Source organism: Streptomyces sp. NBC_01214 (assembly GCF_026340975.1).
Classification (GTDB): Bacteria; Actinomycetota; Actinomycetes; order Streptomycetales; family Streptomycetaceae; genus Streptomyces.
In genome coordinates this window covers 1,027,904-1,046,391 of record NZ_JAPEOS010000001.1, presented here as the reverse complement: position 1 = coordinate 1,046,391, position 18,488 = coordinate 1,027,904, and the positions used below count along the sequence as shown (strand labels likewise).

The 18,488-nt window shown below is 73.5% G+C and carries 20 protein-coding genes and 1 pseudogene; 11 read left to right on the top strand and 10 right to left on the bottom strand.

Annotation, left to right across the window (positions count from 1 at the left end; all coding sequences use genetic code 11):
* Positions 1 to 49: 49 nt before the first annotated feature.
* The 7 genes from OG594_RS05100 (at position 50) to mscL (ending at position 4,158) form a co-directional block, all read left to right on the top strand.
* Positions 50 to 883 carry an S-methyl-5'-thioadenosine phosphorylase gene (locus tag OG594_RS05100; RefSeq protein WP_030009687.1) on the top strand — a complete coding sequence of 278 codons (834 nt, stop codon included), beginning with the start codon at positions 50 to 52 and terminating at the stop codon, positions 881 to 883.
* A gap of 55 nt (positions 884 to 938) precedes the next feature.
* Positions 939 to 1,433: a hypothetical protein gene (locus OG594_RS05095; RefSeq protein ID WP_266595581.1), complete on the top strand. Its 495-nt coding sequence runs from the start codon at positions 939 to 941 to the stop codon at positions 1,431 to 1,433.
* A 105-nt stretch (positions 1,434 to 1,538) separates the two neighbouring features.
* Positions 1,539 to 2,096: a carboxymuconolactone decarboxylase family protein gene (locus OG594_RS05090; protein WP_266595579.1), complete on the top strand. Its 558-nt coding sequence runs from the start codon at positions 1,539 to 1,541 to the stop codon at positions 2,094 to 2,096.
* Between the two features lie 16 nt (positions 2,097 to 2,112).
* Positions 2,113 to 2,271, top strand: a complete 159-nt coding sequence (locus tag OG594_RS05085; protein WP_266595577.1) for a hypothetical protein — start codon at positions 2,113 to 2,115, stop codon at positions 2,269 to 2,271.
* Entirely contained in the window at positions 2,214 to 2,780 is a 567-nt protein-coding gene (pyrF, locus tag OG594_RS05080; protein WP_266595575.1) for an orotidine-5'-phosphate decarboxylase, read from the top strand. Before OG594_RS05085 ends, pyrF begins: the two co-directional genes overlap by 58 nt.
* 319 nt (positions 2,781 to 3,099) lie before the next feature.
* A complete protein-coding gene (locus tag OG594_RS05075; protein WP_266595573.1) occupies positions 3,100 to 3,543 on the top strand; it encodes a hypothetical protein in 444 nt (147 codons plus the stop codon).
* Positions 3,544 to 3,666: 123 nt separating this feature from the next.
* Complete coding sequence (gene mscL / locus OG594_RS05070) at positions 3,667 to 4,158, top strand: large conductance mechanosensitive channel protein MscL (RefSeq protein WP_266595571.1); 492 nt, start codon at positions 3,667 to 3,669, stop codon at positions 4,156 to 4,158.
* Between the two features lie 31 nt (positions 4,159 to 4,189).
* Here the strand turns inward: mscL and OG594_RS05065 are convergent, their stop codons facing one another.
* Positions 4,190 to 4,402: a hypothetical protein gene (locus OG594_RS05065; RefSeq protein ID WP_266595569.1), complete on the bottom strand. Its 213-nt coding sequence runs from the start codon at positions 4,400 to 4,402 to the stop codon at positions 4,190 to 4,192.
* 278 nt (positions 4,403 to 4,680) lie between these two features.
* Between OG594_RS05065 and OG594_RS05060 the strand changes: the two genes are divergently transcribed.
* On the top strand, positions 4,681 to 5,847 hold the full coding sequence (locus OG594_RS05060; protein ID WP_266595567.1) for a low temperature requirement protein A: 1,167 nt from the start codon (positions 4,681 to 4,683) through the stop codon (positions 5,845 to 5,847).
* 134 nt (positions 5,848 to 5,981) lie between these two features.
* The gene (locus OG594_RS05055) at positions 5,982 to 7,235 is read left to right on the top strand and encodes a cytochrome P450 (RefSeq protein ID WP_266595565.1); all 1,254 of its coding nucleotides are present in this window, start codon (positions 5,982 to 5,984) and stop codon (positions 7,233 to 7,235) included.
* Between the two features lie 87 nt (positions 7,236 to 7,322).
* Here the strand turns inward: OG594_RS05055 and OG594_RS05050 are convergent, their stop codons facing one another.
* Together OG594_RS05050 and OG594_RS05045 are read right to left on the bottom strand one after the other, a co-directional pair.
* On the bottom strand, positions 7,323 to 7,817 hold the full coding sequence (locus OG594_RS05050) for a DUF5949 family protein (protein WP_030009737.1): 495 nt from the start codon (positions 7,815 to 7,817) through the stop codon (positions 7,323 to 7,325).
* 56 nt (positions 7,818 to 7,873) lie between these two features.
* Positions 7,874 to 8,464 carry a hypothetical protein gene (locus OG594_RS05045; RefSeq protein ID WP_266595562.1) on the bottom strand — a complete coding sequence of 197 codons (591 nt, stop codon included), beginning with the start codon at positions 8,462 to 8,464 and terminating at the stop codon, positions 7,874 to 7,876.
* A gap of 155 nt (positions 8,465 to 8,619) precedes the next feature.
* On the opposite strand from OG594_RS05045, the gene OG594_RS05040 reads away from it, so the two are divergent.
* On the top strand, positions 8,620 to 9,057 hold the full coding sequence (locus OG594_RS05040) for a DUF6299 family protein (protein ID WP_266595560.1): 438 nt from the start codon (positions 8,620 to 8,622) through the stop codon (positions 9,055 to 9,057).
* Between the two features lie 38 nt (positions 9,058 to 9,095).
* On the opposite strand, the gene OG594_RS05035 is transcribed toward OG594_RS05040, so the two are convergent.
* The 5 genes from OG594_RS05035 to OG594_RS05015 form a co-directional block, all read right to left on the bottom strand.
* A complete protein-coding gene (locus OG594_RS05035; protein ID WP_167344716.1) occupies positions 9,096 to 9,269 on the bottom strand; it encodes a hypothetical protein in 174 nt (57 codons plus the stop codon).
* Between the two features lie 71 nt (positions 9,270 to 9,340).
* Positions 9,341 to 11,380 (bottom strand): SpoIIE family protein phosphatase, encoded by a 2,040-nt coding sequence (locus OG594_RS05030; RefSeq protein WP_266602616.1) that lies wholly within the window; start codon positions 11,378 to 11,380, stop codon positions 9,341 to 9,343.
* A gap of 60 nt (positions 11,381 to 11,440) precedes the next feature.
* Positions 11,441 to 11,725, bottom strand: a complete 285-nt coding sequence (locus tag OG594_RS05025; RefSeq protein WP_266595557.1) for a hypothetical protein — start codon at positions 11,723 to 11,725, stop codon at positions 11,441 to 11,443.
* 24 nt (positions 11,726 to 11,749) lie between these two features.
* Positions 11,750 to 13,051 carry an NAD(P)-binding domain-containing protein gene (locus OG594_RS05020; RefSeq protein WP_266602614.1) on the bottom strand — a complete coding sequence of 434 codons (1,302 nt, stop codon included), beginning with the start codon at positions 13,049 to 13,051 and terminating at the stop codon, positions 11,750 to 11,752.
* A 67-nt stretch (positions 13,052 to 13,118) separates the two neighbouring features.
* On the bottom strand, positions 13,119 to 14,603 hold the full coding sequence (locus OG594_RS05015; RefSeq protein ID WP_266595555.1) for an ATP-grasp domain-containing protein: 1,485 nt from the start codon (positions 14,601 to 14,603) through the stop codon (positions 13,119 to 13,121).
* A 149-nt stretch (positions 14,604 to 14,752) separates the two neighbouring features.
* On the opposite strand from OG594_RS05015, the pseudogene OG594_RS05010 reads away from it, so the two are divergent.
* A pseudogene (locus OG594_RS05010) lies at positions 14,753 to 15,784 on the top strand (glycoside hydrolase family 26 protein); the annotation flags it as partial.
* 662 nt (positions 15,785 to 16,446) lie between these two features.
* Here the strand turns inward: OG594_RS05010 and OG594_RS05005 are convergent.
* Both OG594_RS05005 and OG594_RS05000 read right to left on the bottom strand, forming a co-directional pair.
* A complete protein-coding gene (locus OG594_RS05005; protein ID WP_266595553.1) occupies positions 16,447 to 17,589 on the bottom strand; it encodes a GNAT family N-acetyltransferase in 1,143 nt (380 codons plus the stop codon).
* Positions 17,586 to 18,428 carry a lipopolysaccharide biosynthesis protein gene (locus OG594_RS05000; protein WP_266595551.1) on the bottom strand — a complete coding sequence of 281 codons (843 nt, stop codon included), beginning with the start codon at positions 18,426 to 18,428 and terminating at the stop codon, positions 17,586 to 17,588. Before OG594_RS05000 ends, OG594_RS05005 begins: the two co-directional genes overlap by 4 nt.
* Between the last annotated feature and the right edge of the window lie 60 nt (positions 18,429 to 18,488).

Below are 18,488 nucleotides of genomic sequence, written 5' to 3'. Positions count from 1 at the left end.
GGCAGCGGGGCCTTCGGCATGCCCACGGCAGGGCCTTAGGGTGGACCGCATGGTGAACGCAGAGATCGGTGTCATCGGCGGCTCGGGCTTCTACTCCTTCCTGGAGGACGTCTCCGAGATCCAGGTGGAGACCCCGTACGGACCCCCGAGCGACTCCCTTTACGTGGGTGAGCTGGCCGGGCGCCAGGTGGCCTTCCTGCCCCGGCACGGACGCAGCCACACCGTCCCGCCGCACAAGATCAACTACCGGGCCAACCTGTGGGCCCTGCGCTCGGTCGGCGTCCGCCAGGTGCTGGGCCCGTGCGCGGTCGGCGGTCTGCGGGCCGAGTACGGGCCGGGCACGCTGCTCGTTCCCGACCAGCTGGTCGACCGTACGAAGGCCCGCGCCCAGACCTTCTTCGACGGCGAGCCGCTGCCGGACGGGTCTGTTCCGAACGTCGTGCACACCACCTTCGCCGACCCGTACTGCCCGGTGGGCCGGTCCGTGGCGCTGGCGGCGGCCCGCGGGCGGGACTGGGAGCCGGTGGACGGCGGCACCATGGTCGTCATCGAGGGACCCCGCTTCTCGACGCGCGCCGAGTCGCGGTGGCACGCTGCGGCGGGCTGGTCGGTGGTCGGCATGACCGGCCACCCGGAGGCGGTCCTCGCCCGTGAGCTGGGGCTCTGCTACACCTCGATGGCCCTGGTCACGGACCTGGACGCGGGCGCGGAGACCGGCGAGGGCGTCTCCCACACCGAGGTCCTGAAGGTGTTCGGCGAGAACGTCGGGCGGCTGCGCGAGGTCCTCTTCGACGCGGTGGCGGCCCTGCCGGCCACGGAGACCCGGGCCTGCCTGTGCACGCACGCGCACGACGGGTGGGACCTGGGCATCGAGCTCCCGTAGCCCCTACTGGCGGCGACCCGGCCGGGTTGTCAGTGGCGGCCCCTAGCCTGCGCGCATGGGAGATTCGGGCGGGATGGCCGTGGCGCGCGCCACGGTGACGGAGCTGCGTGAGTTCGCGGCGGAGGCCGGGTTCGACGGCGTCGACGTGGACGCGGACCTGGGTGGTGGCTGGTCGGCCGTGTACTGCGCCGACCAGCCGGGCGGCGCCGCGGCGGCACTCGCGCGGCGGACGGGGGCGCCGGTGCTCACGGTGGCCTACCTCGACAGCGATGTCGGCTTCGTCGAGGGCGCCACCTTCGCCGGGGGCGGCTGGAAGGCGCTGCTCAACCGGGAGACGGCCGAGGACTACGAGATACCCGTCGACCGGTTCCCCGTCCAGGCGGCCCTGGTGGGGGCCCGCGACTGGGCGGCCGCGGGCGGGCTGACCGCCGACCCGGAGGGGGTGCGGGCCGCCCTCACCGGTTCCGAGGCCTTCGCGGAGGACCTCGCGGAGCGGCTCCTCGGCGCGCTCGGGATCGCGCCCGCGGCGCCCGGCGAAGAAGGCGCGTAGAAACGCGTAGAAAAGGGCCCGGCGGCCGTCACATTCGGCGCGGCCGTCCGGTCCTGTCTGGTGACGGCGGAAACGAAGACCGCCCCGGCCAGGGAGATGACTGTCATGCCGCGTATCTCGCTCACCCCGCCCCGCACCCTGCTCATGCGGATCGGAGCCTGGTACTCGCGCCGTACCTACGGCAAGGTGCTCGACCCCGGGCAGGCCTACGGTCACAACGCGCGCGTGCTCCTCTCCTACGTCCGGCTGGAGCGGAGCGTGGCGAAGTGGAACGCGCTCGACGCCGGACTGAAGCATCTCGCCGTGATGGCGGCGGCGGCCCGCATCAACTGCTCGTGGTGCATGGACTTCGGCTACTGGGAGGGCCACGAGCTGGGCGTGCCGACGGAGAAGATCGAGCGGGTGCCGCAGTGGCGGGAGGCCCGTGAGGTGTTCACCGAGCTGGAACTGCTGGTCATGGAGTACGCCGAGGCCATGACGGAGACCGAGCCGGCGGTCACGGACGAGCTCGCGCGGGAGCTGATCGCGCGGCTCGGCGAGGAGGCGTTCGTCGAACTCACCGCGATGGTCGCGCTGGAGAACTGGCGCTCGCGCGTCAACAGCGCCTTCGGCCTGACGAGTCAGGGCTTCGCGGAGTCCTGCCAGGTCCCGGCCGGGCGGTGACCTCGACAATGGCGGCGTGAACACCGACCTTTCCTCCGCGGACCGCAGGGTCATCGTCGCCCTGGACTTCGACGACCGCCGGGCCGCCGAGGCGCTCGTCGAGCGCCTCGGCGACGCGTGCGGCTCCTACAAGATCGGCCTGGAGCTGCTGACCGCGAGGTCTTCCTCGACCTGAAGCTCTTCGAGATCCCGAACTCCGTCGCCGGAGCGGTCCGGGCCGCGGGCGCGCTGGGCGCGTCCATGGTGACCGTGCACGGCATGGGCGGTACGGGGATCATGTCCGCGGCGGTGGAGGCGGCGCGGGAGTTCCCGCGGCTGCGGGTGCTCGCGCTGACGGTGGTCACCAGCATGACCGGGAGCGACCTCGCGGACATCGGTGTCGCCGCGGACACCGAGGAGCAGGTGCTGCGGCTGGCCCGGCTGGCCGTGGGCGCGGGCTGTGACGGGGTCATCGCCTCGCCGCGGGAGGCGGGGGTGCTGCGCGGACTCCTGGGGCCGGACCGGCTGATCGTCACGCCGGGGGTGGTCCTGGAGCCGGAGGGCGCGGTGGGCGGGCACGCCCGGCCGGGGACGCCGCGGGCCGCCTTCGCGGCCGGGGCCTCGCACGTGGTGGTGGGCCGGTCCGTCACCCGGGCTGCGGACCCGGTGGCTGCGCTGGGGAGGGTGCGGGCCGCTGCGGGCTGACTCGTGCGGGTGACGGGGTTGTCCACAGGCTGGGGATCGTCCACAGGCTCCGACGGGATTCCCCGGGAGGCCGGATCGTGAGGTGTGTCCGGGCGCCGGGTCCGGGCACAGCAACTCACTCGGTCTGGTGGTGTTCGTCATGTCCCGTACTTCCGCGGCCCCTTCGGCCTGTTCCGCTTCCTCCACTCCCTCCGCCTCCTCTGCCCGCTCTGCCCGCTCCACCCGCTCTGCCCACTCCGCTTCTGCTGCTCCCGCCGCGTGCGCGACGTCCTCCGCATGTCCCCCCGCGCGCCCGGTCCCGCCGTTCCCGCCGCTCCGCGTGGGGCGCGGCGGGGACCGGCTGCGCCGGGCCGTGCGACGACGGCGGCGGGCCGCCTCGGCCGCGCTGGCCGTCGTGGCGGCTGCCGTGGCGGTGGGCGGGACGGATGCGCAGGCCTCGCGGGGCGCCGCGCGGCCCGAAGTGCGGGCCGCTCAGCGTGCGGCGCCACCCGCTGCGGTGCGGAGGGTGTCGGCGCCCGTGCGCATCGCGGACGCGGCGACGGTGCGGCTGCTGCGGCCCGGGGACCGGGTGGACGTGGTCGCGGCGGAGCGCACCGGGCCGCCGAGGGTGGTGGCCGCGGGGGCGCTGGTCGCCGAAGTTCCCGATCCCGACAAGGGTGTTGGGGACGGTGGGGCGCTGGTGGTGTTGTCCGTTCCGCGGGACACGGCGCGGGATCTCGTGGGTGCGGGAGCCACGACGCGACTGGCGGTGACGTTGTGTTGATTCGCACACGCGGTCAGTCAATTCACCTCGAGGTGGGGGCCGATTGGACATGCCGCGCCCGGACTGCCGTAGCTTTCGGAACCGTTGGCTCCGTGTTCGGCAGATGTGAAGAGAGGCTCAGTCGTGAGCGAGAAGAAGAAGGAGAGCGTGCTGGCAGGCTTCAAGGCCTTCCTGATGCGCGGCAATGTGGTCGACCTGGCGGTGGCCGTGGTCATCGGCGCCGCCTTCACGAACATCGTGAACTCGGTGGTCAAGGGGATAATCAGCCCGGTGGTGGGCGCGGTCGGCACCAAGAGCCTGGAGGGCTACAAGTCCTGCCTCAAGGCTCCGTGCGCCATCGGCCCGGACGGCCAGCCGACGGGTGTGGAGATCCTCTGGGGCTCGGTGCTGAACGCAACGCTGACCTTCGTCATCACCGCCGCGGTCGTGTACTTCCTGATGGTGCTGCCGATGTCGAAGTACCTCGCCAAGCAGGAGGCCCGGCGCAAGGCCAAGGAAGGCGTCCAGGAGGTCGTCGAGATCACCGAGCTGGAGCTCTTGAAGGAGATCCGGGACGCCCTGGTCGCACAGCGCGGTGGTGGCACGGCTCCCACCAGTCCGCGCAACGGTTTCTGACCGCTCCGGCCGCTCCGGCCGCCCCGGCCGGTCAGACGTGGTGCGGGGGCTTCTCGTCGAGGAAGCGGGCCAGGTCGGCCGCGCTTCCGCCGGCGGGCGGCCGCTCGCCCCAGCCGCGGTCGGTGTCGTCCGAGGACTGCTGGTCCAGGGGGTCGTCGAAGACCAGCCTGGGCTTCGGCCGCGGCTGGTCGGCCTCGGGGGCAGTACGCGAGGCCTGCGGGTCGGGGGTGGGGGCGCTGCTCATGCCTCCAGGGTACGGCCGCCCCCGCCCCGGCCCCCGCCCCGACTCGGTCCCCCGGGCCTGGCCTGCCGAACGGCCCGGCTCCGGGGCGGGCGCGGGACCACCGGCACACCGCCGGGCACGGGGCACGGAGGCCGACGGGGGTCCGGTGACGGCGCCCGCCCCCGTCCGCGACCGTTCCGGGGCCGCGGACCGCACCTCGCATCCGCCCGGGGCACACGGCCCGCACGGGCCGCGCGTCCGCCCTGCCCGAGGTGCCCGCCTCTGGTCTCCTGGCCGGTATGGCCTACTCCCCCATGACGGCACGCAGCCCCGACGAGCTCCATCGTGCCGCCACTCCGCTGGAGCTGTTCTTCGACCTCTGCTTCGTCGTCGCCATCGCCCAGGCCGGCGCCCGGCTGGTGCACTCGCTCGCGGAGGGCCATCCCGGTGCCGGGGTGGTCGGCTACTTCTTCGTCTTCTTCGGCGTGTGGTGGGCCTGGATGAACTTCACCTGGTTCGCCTCGGCGTACGACGTGGACGACGTCCCGTACCGGATCGCGACGCTCGTGCAGATCGCCGGTGTGCTCGTGTACGCGGCCGGGGTGAGCCGGGCCTTCGACGACAACGACTGGGCGGTCGCGGTCACCGGCTACATCATCATGCGCGGCGCCCTGACGGCGCAGTGGCTGCGGGCCGCCTCCGGGGAGCAGGGCGAGGCCCGGGCTTCGGCACTGAAGTACGCGGCCGGGCTGGTGATCTGCCAGCTGGGCTGGATCGGGCTGCTGTTCGTCCCGGACGACCTCAAGCGCTGGCTGTTCTTCGTCCTGCTCGTCGCCGAGCTGGGGGTTCCGGTGATCGCCGAGCGCGGGCACCAGACGCCCTGGCACGCGCGCCACATCGTGGAGCGGTACGGCCTGTTCACCATCATCGTGCTCGGCGAGACGATCGCCGCGGCCACGGTGGCGGTCAAGTCCGCGATCGACGAGCACGAGGCGCTGGACCAGCTGCTGCCCATCGCGGCGGGCGGGTTGCTGATCGTCTTCGCCGCGTGGTGGATCTACTTCGCCGTACCGATGCACGAGCACCTGAACTCCAACCGCGAGGCCATCCCATGGGGTTACGGGCACCTGCTGATCTTCCTTTCGGGCGCGGCGATCGGCGCCGGCATCGAGGTCGCGGTCGAGCACGCGGTGGGCAAGGCGCACATCTCCCAGGTCGCCGCGAACGCCGCCGTCACCGTCCCGACCGCGCTGTTCCTGCTGATGGTGTGGCTGCTGCACTCCCGCCACTTCAAGCGCGGCCTCGCCCAGCAGCTGGTCCTGCCGGTGTCCGCGCTCGTGATGCTCGCCTGCACCTGGTCGGGGCCGTACGCCGTCCTGTGGGCGGGCTTCGTCGGGGTGCTGACGGTGGCGGTCGGCCTCACCCTGTCCACCCGGGCCGGTGCGGCCACCGGCGCCGCCGTCTGACGCTCCCGGCCGCCCGCGCCCGCACGCACCCGCGCACGCGCACCCGCGCACCCGCGCCCCGTCGAACCGTCACTCCCGCACCCCCGCCGCCGTTCTCCAGCGCAGAACGACGCGCACCGACTGGAGGCCCTGCCATGACACTCCCGGCACAACGCCACGGCACCGACCCCGGCAGGGAGCTGGCCGAGCCAGGCTTCTGGCAGCAGCCCCCCGCCCACCGACTCGCGGCCTTCGCCCGGCTGCGGGCCGCCGAGGGTCCGGTGTTCGTCCCCGAAGGTTCCGGGCGCGGCCACTGGGCCCTCGTCCGCCACGCCCAGGTGCAGGAGGCCAGCCGCCTGCCCAAGGTCTTCGCCAGTGCGCCCGGCGTGACCACCCCCGAGCCGGCCCGCTGGGTGCGGGCCCTGTTCGGGGACTCGATGGTCAATCTGGACGGCCCCGACCACGCCCAGCTGCGCAAGATCGTGCAGCGCGCCTTCACGCCCCGCCTGCTGGCGGCCGCCGAAGCGGACATCCACGCCGTGGCCGCCCGGATCGTGGACGACGTACTGGCCGATCAGCCCGACGAGTTCGTCTCGGCCGTGGCCTCACGGCTGCCCCTGGAGGTCATCTGCAACATGATGGGCATCCCCGAGCACTACCGGGCCGAGATCGCCGACCGCGTCAACCACGCCTCCGAGAACATCGGTGTGGAGCGGGGCCTGGCCTCCCGGCTGCGGATGCCCGGGCGCGGGCTGCGCGCGCTCGCCCGGATGCAGCGGATGGTGGCGGGCATCGGGCGGGAGCGGCGCAAGCACCCCACCGACGACCTAATCTCGGCGCTGGTGTGCGCGAACGTCGACGGCCAGGCCCTCGGGGCCCGCCAGCTCGGCGCCTTCTTCTCCCTGTTGATGGTCGCCGGGGTGGAGACCACCCGGAACGCGATCACCCACGGGCTGTCCCTGCTGACCGACCATCCGGACCAGCGGGACCTGCTGCTCTCGGACTTCGAGAAGTACGCGGACGGGGCGGTGGACGAGATGATCCGGCACTCGACGCCCATCATCCAGTTCCGCCGGACCGTGGCGGCCGAGCACACCATGGACGGGCACGTGTTCCGGCCGGGCGACAAGGTGGTCCTCTACTACGCCTCCGCCAACCGCGACGAGGCGGTCTTCCCCGACCCGGACACCTTCGTCATCACCCGCTCGCCCAATCCGCACCTGGGGTTCGGCGGCGGCGGCCCGCACTTCTGCCTGGGCGCGCACCTGGCCCGGGTGGAGATGAAGGCCCTCTTCCGTGAGCTGCTGACCCGGCCGGTCGGACTGCGCGCGGTGGGTCTGCCGGACCTGGCGGGGTCGAACTTCGACAACCGGGTCCGCTCGCTGCGGTTCGCCTTCGAACGGCCCTGACCGGGGCGCCGGGTGAAGCGGGACCGGCCACCGGGCGAGCTGGGGGCCCGGCGGCCGGAGCGGGTGGCGGCGGCACCCGGTCTGTGGCTACCGCTGCACGCGCCGTACGGCGAGGACGCAGTGGGCGCTGCTGGTGAGCACGGACTCGTCGCCCGCGAAGGCCTGCAGGGTCTCGGGCGCGACCGGCTGGCCCGGGACCGCCTCGGGCCAGGCACGGGTGGCGAAGAGGAAGTACGCCTGCCCGCTCTCGTCCGCCGCGGCGACCCACTCGTCGGGGGCGGTGCAGCGCGCGTTCATCCCGGGCAGGGTGAGCGCGATCTGGTTGCCCTCGAGCAGGATCTGCACCGGGAAGGTGGCCGCCTTGAGGGTGCCGTCCATGACCACGTCGCCGATGGGCAGGCCGATCTCCTCCAGCAGCCCGCGGGCGGCCGCCTCGCCGGCCTCCCGGCCCTGCGGTCCGTCGCCGAGGGTGTAGGCGAGGAGGTACGGGATGTCGTGCGCCTCTTCGGGGTCTCCGATCCAGGCGAGCACCGAAAGGGTGCCGAGCTGGGACCGGTCGATTTCGGCTTGAGTAGAAGTCATGCGCGCACCCTAGTGGTCTCTTCGACGAGCCTTTCACGGCCCTTCACCCGGGCGGGCTAGACGGCCCAGTATCCCTCTCCGGAATTCGCCTGTGCGTTCGCGTCCTGGTACTGGAGCCGCACAATGCGCACGCTTTCTGGGATTTCGAACACCACCCACCCTTCGGCCCGCTCACCGACCTCCAGGGAATCGAAGACGATCGGTTTGCCGGTCGTCAGCTCGCCGGTCTTCACCACCGGGTGACGGCGCCCCGCGCCGTCGTGCGCCCACATGCGTCCGAGCGCCCCGTACGAGGCCCCTCCCACGTTGACGAAGGACATCGAGGCGGCCACCCAGCGCTTCCCGGCGGGCGGGGCGAACTTCTTGTCCACGCTGATGGCCGGGTCCACGAAGGCCCTGAGCACGACCTGGAGGTGCTGGCCGAGCTGCCTGCCGTGCAGCCGTGCGGTGCCACCCACAGGGGCGTCCTTCGCACCGGGACGTACGGGGGCCCGTGCCGCGCCCGGTACCCCGTCGTCCACCACGACCGTCGACGGCGCGGCGGGCGCGCGTGCGTCCGGCTCCGCGGCGCCCTGACAGGCGGTGGCACCGAACAGCAGGACCGAGAGGAGGGCGAGGACGGGCAGGGGGCGGGCGGGCTGGCGCATGCGAGATCCCTTCGGGGACGTATTGCGGCCAGTTTCACGCGCCCGGGCAGGTAATTGCGCACAACGACACGAGCGCGCGGAGCAGGTGCGTACGCCCGCCTGCCAGCACAATGCGTTCCGGTGGAATCCCGCCATCCGCTGCACCTGGAGGAAGAATGCCCATCCCCGCCCGCCGAATGGCCCTGACGGCCTTCTCCGCACTGGCCGTCACCACGCTTTTCACCGCTCCGGCCGGCGCCACGGTTTTCAATCAAGGGATTTCCGTACACCGTGACGCCTACGTCGCCAAGGACGGCTCCGTCACCCTTTCCGGGTCGTACCACTGCGAGCAGGCTTCACCCACGGGGGCGATGCAGATCAAGGCGACCGTCGAGCACGGGGGCGGCCGGCTGAGCATCGGCGCGGAGCAGCCCGTCTGCGACGGCACGGAGCGCCGGTGGGTGGCCACGGCCCCGGGCCGCTGGGTGAACGTGCACCCGGGCCGCGCCGTGGTCACCGTCGAGCTCCAGGAGGTCCAGCTCTCGGGCCTGATGCCGAGGTCGGTCGCCACGGTCGCCCAGGACAGGCAGGACGTCGAGGTCCGCAAGCACTGAAGCCCGTGCGCGGCCCTGACGCCTCCCGGTAGCCGCCGCTACCGGGACCGGCACTCGGGCGCGACGCCCGTCATCGACATGAAGGCCACCGCCTGGCACCCGGGGTCCGCGTGCGGCCGTCCCGTCGTCCAGTCCACGACCGTCGGCACTCCGGCGGCCAGCAGGAGCGCAGCGAGGATGCCGGTCACGGCACCCTTGCTCAGCCTGCGCACAGTCCGTTCCGTTCCATGGTCGGCATCATCGCCCCGGCTCCCGCCGCCCACAACTCGGCGTGTCCGGGCGCTCACCGCGCGCTCCGGGGGCTGCCGCCGGCGTCGAACTCGCACCACACCGCCTTGCCGTCGCCCCGGGACTCCACGCCCCAGTGCGTGGCCAGCGCGTCCACCAGCAGCAGCCCGCGCCCCGTGGTGGCCGCCTCGCCCGGGGTGCGCCGGCGCGGCCACACGCTGGAGCGGTCCTTCACCCACAGCCGGATCCGCCGGACCGGCTCCGGCAGCACCTCCATCGTCAGCACCGCCCCGCCGTCGGTGTGCAGCAGCGCGTTGACCAGCAGCTCCCCGGCCGCCAGCTCCACGTCGTCGGCGAGCTCCGGCATGCCCCAGTCGCGCAGCGCCTGGCGCAGGGCGTAACGGGCCTCCGAGAGGCCCTCCGGGTCCGCCTGGTGGACGTACTGGTGGATGCGCGGCGCCCGGTGGGTTCCCGGGTCGGGGGCCCGCCGCAGCACCAGCAGGGCCACGTCGTCCCCGGAACCCCAGCGCTCCCAGAGCCGGTCGGAGAGGTGGTCGGCGAGGGCAGCGGCCCCCTGGGGGCCGCTGCGCACGGCCTGGGCGAGGGCGTCCATCCCGGCGGTGATGGTGGTGCCCGGCTCCTCCACCAGGCCGTCCGTGCACAGCACCAGGGTCTCCCCGGGCACCAGGTCCAGCCGGGTCTCGGGGAACTCCTCGTACTCGAAGAACGAGGCCAGCCCGAGGGGCAGGCCGCCGCGCACCTTGGGCCAGCCCGTACGCCCGTCCGTGTGCCGGATCAGCGGTCCGAGGTGACCCGCACGGACCGCCCGTACACCGCCCGTCTCCAGGTCCACCTGGGCGTACATGCAGGTGGCGAAGCGCTCGGTGTCCAACTCGGCGAGGAAGCGTGAGGCCCGGGCCAGCACCGTGGACGGCGGATGCCCCTCCCCCGCGTACGCCCGCAGCGCGATCCGCAGCTGGCCCATGATCGCCGCCGCGTGCGTGTCGTGGCCCTGGACGTCGCCCACCACGACGCCCACGCGGTCGCGGGGCAGCGCGATCACGTCGTACCAGTCTCCGCCGACCTCCCGCCCGCTCCAGGCGGCGTGGTAGCGGACCGCGATCTCCCCGCCGCTGATCTCCGGGATCCGGCGCGGCAGCATGGCGGCCTGGAGGCCGGTCGCGAACTCCCGCTCCTGGTCGAAGAGGAGGGCCCGCTGGAGGGACTGGGCCACGATGCCCGCGAGGCCCAGGCAGAGGTTGCGCTCCTCCGGGCTGAACTCGGTGCGCCGCCGGTAGAAGAGGACCAGCCCGCCGATGGCCTTGGCCTGCGCGATCAGCGGCAGGTAGGCGGCGGCGTCGTACCGGATCCGGTTCAGGTAGTCCGCGAGGAGCGGGAACTCGCCGCCGAGGTCGGCGAGGGAGGTGACGAAACGTGCCTGCCGGGTGAGCACCACGTGCGACAGCGGCAGCGAACCGTCCAGCCGGGTGAACCGGCGCTCGCTGAGGATCTCCAGGGACTCCCCGCTCAGCGCGATGATCTTGATGGTGCCGCCCTCGACCAGCCCCAGGGCCAGCCCGTCCGCACCGAGTCGTTCCAGCGCGCCCGCCCCGGTCAGCGCGGCCGTGACGTCGTCGACCGTCACCGCCCGCGACAGAGCCTCCGTGGTCCGCTGCACGATCGTCGTCTGCTGGGCGCGCGCCGCCTCCAGCTTGCGCAGCAGCGTGGCGTGGGCAAGCTCGGCGGTCGCGTCCCGGACGATCCCCACGATCCGCTCGGGCTGCCCGGCGCCGTCCCGGAGCACCCGGCCCGAGGTGTGCGTCCACTGGTCGCGCCCGTCGCGCCGCTTCACCGTGAAGTACGCGCCGTACGTGTCCCCGCCGTCCGCCAGGACGCCTTCGACGATCCGGGTCAGCCGGAGCCCGTCCGCGGACGGGATGCGCCGCCCGACCCCGGGAACGGTGCCGTCGAACTCCCCCGGCCCGAGGTCGAAGACCTCCATCGCGGCCTCGTCCAGCACCACCGTCCCGGCACCCAGGTCCCATTCGAGACTGCCCATGCCGTTGAGCGCGAACCGCTCCCCGGGCACGGTCACGGGGGACCGCCGGACCGGCTCGGGTCCGTCACGCTCCGCCGCTGCCACGTTCCACACCACCTAACGGCCGGGCCAGCACGGCTGGGAGATCAGCCGCTCCCACTCCTCGTCAGGATGCCCCGGAAGGGTGCGCCCGGCCTCCCTCCAGCGCTTGACCAGGGAGAGGTAGATCGTGGGCTGGTCGGCGTGGGAGGCCGTCGCGTACGGGCCCGCGTACGGCCCGGCGTACGGGCCCGCGTACGGGGCGCGGTCGTACCCGGCGGCCCGGGCCCGACCGGCGGGCTGTTCCCCGCGGCTGGCGGGAATGCGCACCCAGCCCCGGCCCTGCGCTCGCTCCGAGCTCATCACGGACCCCTCTCTCCGCGGATCTCACCGCAGATACGTCTTCGGATGCCCTGGGGGTACCCCCGGAAGCGGCCCGGGGGTGGCCGCCCGGCCCGGCCGGACGACACCGGGGGAACCCGGCCGCGGACCCCGGGCACCGAGGCGCTTGCGGACTCCTCTCACCAGTCTCCCCGCCGTGAAGCCCGCGCCGTGTACGAATCGCATGGAAGGGCCGAATGAGGGAGCCGTCAGCAGCCCCGCGAAGAACAGTCCGGGCCACGAGGACTCGAACCCGGCACTCAGCTCCGGCGCCCCGCTCTCCCCCACGGTCTCCAGCGACGCCCGCAGCCTCGCGTCGAGCAGTTCGAGGCGGGCCAGCTCCGGAACGAACCCGGTGGCCGCGATGACGTGCGCGGTGTCCAGCACCACGGATTCCCCCGCCCGGGTGGTCAGCCCGAGCCGGGTCCGCTCGCCCACCGCCACCGCCCGGTGCAGCTGGTGCCCGAGCAGGACGGGAACGCGCCGCTCGAAGCGGTCCCGCAACCACCAGGCACCGGCCGGACCCAGCGCCGTCGCCGCGATCCGCTCCCGGGTGGGCGCGGGCAGCCGGCGCACCGCCCAGGGCAGCTCGGACCACACCCAGCTGCGCCAGCCGGTGCCGAGACCGCTGTGGGGATCGCGCAGGGCCCGCAGCGGGGGCCGGTCCAGGGGCTGCGGGACGGTGTTCCAGTTCAGCCGGGAGCGCCGGGCGACCAGGCGGGGCAGGGCGCCCTGCTCGGCCAGCAGCGCCGCGGTCTCCAGGGCCGCCTGCCCGGCCCCGAGCACGACGACCTCCTGGCCCGCGAACCGACTCAGGTCCCGGTGGCCGCTGCTGTGCGAGTAGTGCGCGGGCGGGAGGTCCGCCAGCGCCTCGGGGTGGCGGACGAAGGGCATCACCCCGACCGCGAGGGCCACCGCACGGGCGAGCAGGGGCGGTCCCTCGGCGGTGCGCACCCGGAAGCCGTCGCCCTGCGGGGTCACCTCCAGGACGGTCACCTCCTCCACCTCGGGCGCGGCCTGCCGGGCGAACCACATCCCGTACGCGCTGAACGTGCCGATCGGCAACGGAGTGCCGTGTTCCGCGCGCATGCCGAGGGTGGCGCAGTAGTCGGCCAGGGTGTGCCGCCCGTCCGGCGCGGACAGGTTGGACGACCAGGGCTCCGACTTCAGGTACATGCCGCCGGGCATGTGGTCGCGCCACGAGGCCATGGGCCGCCCCAGCAGCCGCACGTCGAGCCCCGCTGCCGCCGCATGGGCGGCGATCGACAGCCCGTACGGGCCCGCACCGATCACCACGAGATCGTCGATCCGCGTCAACGCCGCTCCTCCAGCTCGATGGTCACCGGCCCGGCCCGGCCCGCCGTGACGGTCATGGTCAACGGGACACCAGCTCGTCCGGCTCGGCCGGGGCCTCCGGCGGAACGGGCCGGGAGGCCGGCGCTGCGGACCCGGCGGGCTCCTCGTTCCGGACGCGCTGCCGGGGCGCGCGGACGACCGCGAGCGCCGTGCGGCGGCCCTGCTCCGGAACCCCGCGCAGCGCCCGTACCCCCTTGCCCGCGCCCCGCCCCAGCAGGGCGCCGAGCATCGCCACGAACGGCAGCGGATCGTCGGCGGCGAACCAGGCCGTCTCGACGCCCGCCCGCTCGGCGGACCGCTTCGGGGACCGCTGCGGGGCCGACTCCTTGCTCTGGCCCTGGCCCTGGCCCTGGCCCTGGCCCGGTCCCGAGGACGCGGACGCCCCCGCCGGCCCGGCCGGATCCACGGGCACCGCCGCCGGGCGGCGCGGCATCGACCCGCCCCGGACCCTCGCCAGCAGCGCGTAGTTCTCCGCGACGAACACCCGCCCCGGTCCGCCCGAAGGCTGCGGGACCTGCTGACCCGTCAGGTCCAGGTACATCGCCCGTACGACGTCCAGCCCGGCCGAGTCCGCGAAGAGCCGGAACTGCGCGCCCGGCCGGGGGTTGAAGTCCACGAGGCGGAAGCAGCCCAGCTCGTCGCGGCGGAAGTCCAGGTCCAGGATCCCCTGGTAGCCCAGCCGTTCGGCGAGCCGCAGCCCCGCCTCCTCCACCGCCGGATCCGGCAGCCAACGCCCCACGGCCGTCAGCCCCGTCCGCACCGGCCAGGACAACTCCTTGCGGCCCGAGCCCGCGAGCAGCGGACGCCCGCCCCGCGCGAAGGCGCCGTGGAAGAACCAGTCCGTGTCCGGACCGGCCGGCAGGAACCGTTGGAGCAGCAGCCTGCTCCCGGCCTCGGCGGAGCGCTCGTAGAGCCGGCGCGCCTCGGCAGTGGTGCGCAGGAGCGTGGTGCTGCGCAGCCCGTCGGCCCCGATCGGCAGCAGCCAGGGCCTGCTCCACTTGGCGATCACCGGCAGGCCGAGCCGCCAGGCCGCCTCGGCCGCCTCGGCCCCGCTCGCCGGGATCACGGTCTCCGGGTGCGGTACGTCCCACCGCGCGCAGAGCCGCGACAGCTCGGCCTTGTCGGCCACCCGCGCGGGCAGGTTGTCGGGCTGATGGGGGATCCGGAAGCGCTCGCGGAGCATCGGCGCGACCCGCGACACGGCGATCGCGCTGAGGTCGTCCATGGCGATGAGCACGGCCGGGCGGCCGATCCGTTCCGACACCCCGGTCAGGCACTCCAGCAGCGCCTCGGGCGCCTCGGGGTCCAACCCGCCCGCGGGCCCGGGATGCACGGCGCGCAGATAGCGCGAGCGCCCCATGGGACCTCCCCCGGACTCGACGACGGCATGGACCTCCACGCCCTTGCGGCCAAGGGATCTGACGGCGCCGAGGGTTCCGTGGTGGAACGGATTCCGATCGAGTCTGAGCACAACGGCGGGCACATGGTTGAGATACGCGGGCATGGAGCGGCGTCTTTCACCTAGTCGGACCAAGCGGGGGTGGTGCGCACCTGCTAATGGCCTACGCGGCAGTCACCGGACAGGCCATTCGTCAGATCTGATGCCTAACGTCTGTGGAAAGCACACCGATTCAGGAAAGCTCGGGAGACGCCATGCCCAGACCACGCCGCCGACTGGCGAGCACCTGCATCGGTACGGTCACGGCCGGACTGCTGGCCACCGGTGCCACGCTCGCGACGCCCGAGAAGGACCGGCCCGAGGGCTCCGACATCGCCATGGGCGCCTATCTCGACTACGGGCCGCCCGGGGTGGCCCGGATCCCGTACCTGTCGAACTGGCTGGGCGGCAAGAAGATCCGGGTCGGGCACACCTATCTCCCCGGCGACAAGTGGGCCGGCATCGAGGGCAGGGTCTCGTTCCTGGAGAACTGGGCCGCGTGGCGCCGGGCCAAGGACGACCGGCTGTTCGTCCTCAACGTGCCCATGCAGGAACGGAACGAGGACCGGGTGCCCGACTACCGGGTGGCCCAGCTGATCAGGGCGGGCGCGGCGGGCCAGTACGACCGGCACTTCCAGCGGCTCGCCGAGCGGCTGGTCGAGCTGGGCGTCCCGGACACGGTGATCGTGCTCGGCTGGGAGATGAACGGCGTCACGTACACCCACCGGTGCGCACCGGACCCGGAGAACTGGAAGGCGTACTGGAAGCGCATCGTCACCACGATGCGCGCGGTACCCGGGCAGGAGTTCAGGTTCGACTTCGCCCCGAACCGGGGTGCGGACGCGATCGGCTGGACGAAGTGCTACCCCGGCGACGACGTGGTCGACGTCATCGGGATGGACTCGTACGACCAGGGTCCCGGCCGGACGTTCGACGACCAGATCACCCAGCCGTACGGACTCCAGCACCAGGTCGACTTCGCGAAAGCACACGGCAAGCCGATCTCCTACCCGGAGTGGGGGCTGTTCCGGCGCGGGGACAATGCGGAGTACATGCGGAGCATGCTGAAGTGGATCGCGGAGCACAAGCCGCTCTACCACACCATCACCGACTACTGCCCGCACGGCGTGTGGCAGTGCAAGCAGAACCCGGAGTCCTCCAAGGCCTTCCGCGACGCGCTGACGCCCGAGCGGCCCGGCCCGGTGGTCCCGACCCCGGTGGTGCCCACGCCCGTGGTGCCCACCCCGGTGGTCCCGACCCCCGTGGTGCCCACGCCGGTCGTGCCGACCCCCGTGGTGCCCACGCCGGTCGTGCCGACCCCGCAGGTCCCGACCCCGCAGGTGCCCACACCCCAGGTCCCGAAGCCGGAGGTCCCGACGCCCACACCGGTGGTCCCGAAGCCCGAGGTCCCGACGCCCACACCGGTGGTCCCGAAGCCCGAGGTCCCGACGCCCACACCGGTGGTCCCGAGCCCGCAGACCCCGCCGCCGGCCACCCCCAGCCCGCTCGTCCCGAGCCCGGTCACGCCGAGCCCCGTCGCCCCGAGCCCGCTCGTCCCGACGCCCGAGGTCCCCGACCCCGACACCGACCCGGATCCCGAGCCCATCCCCCGGCCCTCGCCGGTCGCCCCGACGCCCCAGGTCCCGGCACCCTCGCCGGTCGCCCCGAGCCCGGTCACGCCGAGCCCCGTCGCCCCGAGCCCGCTCACGCCGAGCCCGGTCACGCCGAAGCCCGAGCCCACGTCGCCGAAGCCCCTGCCGCAGCCCACGCCGTCGCCGCCGGTCAACAGCAAGCACTGGTGCGTGCCGCTCAACTTCGGCGAGTGGCTCTCCAAGCTGGTCGGCAAGCAGTCGGTCTGCATCAAGCTGGACTTCGGCAAGGAATCCAGCTTCTGGCCCTTCTAGACGGGTCATCGCACCCGCAGTTCGTTGAGCCGCGCCCGCCAGTCCCTGGCGGCCGGCATTACCTCCCGCAGTACGTCCACCGCCCATTCGCGCCCCGTGACCTGCGACTCGTGTACGCGCAGCAGGGGCGCGAGCGCCGCCGTGGACAGCAGGAAACGCCGGTTGACGACCGTTTCGGGCCGCCAGTGGTTCTTGTACGGCTCGTTGCCGCGCAGGAAGCTCACCACCGGCCGGCCCTCGGCGAGCGCCCGCCGGGCCTCGTGGCGCAGCAGCAGCGTCGCGACGTCCACCTTCCGCGTCCGCAGGTCGGGGTCGGCCCCGTACAGGTAGCCGCCGCTGAGCCCGGACGACAGCAGCGTGACGTTGGCCGCGACCACCTTGCCATCCAGCCGGAACTCCGTCAGTCGGCTCTCCCCGGCCCGCACCATCCGCCGCGTGGCCCGGGTCAGGTGCTCGGCGAAGCGGGGCCGCAGGTGCTCGGGCGTCACTCCGCGGCCGCGCCACTGCTTCTCGTGCAGGCGCAGCAGGGTCCGTACGGCGCGCGGCACTTCCTGCTCGGTGACCTCGTGCTCCTCGATCCCGGCCGCGTCGGTCTTGCGCAGCTTGGCCCGCACCCGCTGGGCGCCGGAGGCCGGCATCCGCTTGACCAGTTCGTCGAACGGCAGCGTCGGCAGCTCCATGCAGGTGGAGTCGGCGAGCATGCTGGAGACCCCGGGCCACTGCCGGTACAGCTCCTCGGCGGCGGCCCCGGGACGTACCTCCCGCAGGTCCACGACGGCGCCGCGGGCGGCCCGGTGCAGCCCGCGGGCCAGCGCCGGGACGACCCGGTCGGCGTGCTCCGCGGCCACGAGCACGTCGAAGTAGTCGGTGATGGGTCCGCCGATCGGCACCAGCAGGGGCATCGGCCGGTGTACGAGCATCAACGCGGCCGCGCCGACCAGCTCCTCGCCGCGCCGGACGAGGACGATCCGGAGCCGGCCGTCCTTGCCGTACGACAGCCACCAGGAGTGGAGCCAGGCGTGGCTCTGGAAGGGGGTGGCGGTGGGGCAGCCGCGGAAGAGCCTGTTCCAGGACTCCTCCAGCGCGGCGAACTGCCGGGGGTCGCGGCACAGCGTCACCGACAGGGCCCCGGCGGAGCCCGAACTCATCGAACGGACTCCTTCTCCTTGACCGAGACCGGCTCGCCCTGGGCGGGGAGCGAGGCGTACTCCTCGACCGGGGACGGGGCGGCCGTCTCCACCGGGGACCCGCCCGAGGAGCCGGCAGCGGACCCGGCAGCGGACCCGGCCGTGCTGTCCTCGGAACGCCGCGCTCGGCCCGGCCGGGCGAGCAGCCACAGGCCGCCCAGCAGTCCGCCGGCGCACGACCCGACGGCGCCGCTGAGGGCGGCGGACGGGGAGGCGGGCTCGGACGGGGCGACCGCCTGGTTGAAGAGGAGCAGCTGGACACCGGTGTTCTTGGCGGCCTGATTGCTGCTCAGGGACAGGGCGTCGGCGACGGCGTTCGCGATATCAGCGGCCTCGGCGGGGCTCTTGGAGGTGCCCGTGACGGCGATCATCGGGGACTCGGGGGAGGTCTCGGCCCGTACCTGGGTACGCAGCTTCGCCGCGCTGACGCCGGCCCGCGGCTGGGCATAGGCGAGGGTGGAACTGCTGGTCGCGATGCGGGCGTAGGCCTGGGCGAAGCCGAGGGCGGTGGCCGGCTCGGTGGTGTCGTCGGGTACGGCGACGACATAGCTGGTGGCGGCGTACTCGGGGGCCTTGAGCACCCCGTACGCCCCGCCCGCGGCCAGTCCCAGCAGGGCGCAGGCGGGCAGCGGCCACCACGGCGGCGCCGACGGCTTCCGGCGGCGCGGCCTGCGTTCGGAGCGGTGGTCCGCCTTCCGCTCGGACCTGCTCCCGGCCTTCTTCTCGGACTTCTTCTCGGTCTTCTTGTCGGGGTGCTTCTCGGGGTTCTTTTCGGGGTGCTTCTCGGACGTGTCGGCCATGGACGTGCTCGCTTCCTGGGTGGAGGGGAGTTCCTTCGGGGCCCGTCGGGACCCCTTCGG

Excerpts from the sequence above, each read along its gene's own strand:
- OG594_RS05100 (WP_030009687.1), top strand. The coding sequence starts at position 50 with ATGGTGAACGCAGAGATCGGTGTCATCGGCGGCTCGGGCTTCTACTCC.
- OG594_RS05095 (WP_266595581.1), top strand. The coding sequence starts at position 939 with ATGGGAGATTCGGGCGGGATGGCCGTGGCGCGCGCCACGGTGACGGAG.
- OG594_RS05090 (WP_266595579.1), top strand. The coding sequence starts at position 1,539 with ATGCCGCGTATCTCGCTCACCCCGCCCCGCACCCTGCTCATGCGGATC.
- OG594_RS05065 (WP_266595569.1), bottom strand. The coding sequence starts at position 4,402 with ATGAGCAGCGCCCCCACCCCCGACCCGCAGGCCTCGCGTACTGCCCCC.
- OG594_RS05060 (WP_266595567.1), top strand. The coding sequence starts at position 4,681 with ATGGCCTACTCCCCCATGACGGCACGCAGCCCCGACGAGCTCCATCGT.
- OG594_RS05055 (WP_266595565.1), top strand. The coding sequence starts at position 5,982 with ATGACACTCCCGGCACAACGCCACGGCACCGACCCCGGCAGGGAGCTG.
- OG594_RS05050 (WP_030009737.1), bottom strand. The coding sequence starts at position 7,817 with ATGACTTCTACTCAAGCCGAAATCGACCGGTCCCAGCTCGGCACCCTT.
- OG594_RS05045 (WP_266595562.1), bottom strand. The coding sequence starts at position 8,464 with ATGCGCCAGCCCGCCCGCCCCCTGCCCGTCCTCGCCCTCCTCTCGGTC.
- OG594_RS05040 (WP_266595560.1), top strand. The coding sequence starts at position 8,620 with ATGCCCATCCCCGCCCGCCGAATGGCCCTGACGGCCTTCTCCGCACTG.
- OG594_RS05025 (WP_266595557.1), bottom strand. The coding sequence starts at position 11,725 with ATGAGCTCGGAGCGAGCGCAGGGCCGGGGCTGGGTGCGCATTCCCGCC.
- OG594_RS05015 (WP_266595555.1), bottom strand. The coding sequence starts at position 14,603 with ATGCCCGCGTATCTCAACCATGTGCCCGCCGTTGTGCTCAGACTCGAT.
- OG594_RS05005 (WP_266595553.1), bottom strand. The coding sequence starts at position 17,589 with ATGAGTTCGGGCTCCGCCGGGGCCCTGTCGGTGACGCTGTGCCGCGAC.
- OG594_RS05000 (WP_266595551.1), bottom strand. The coding sequence starts at position 18,428 with ATGGCCGACACGTCCGAGAAGCACCCCGAAAAGAACCCCGAGAAGCAC.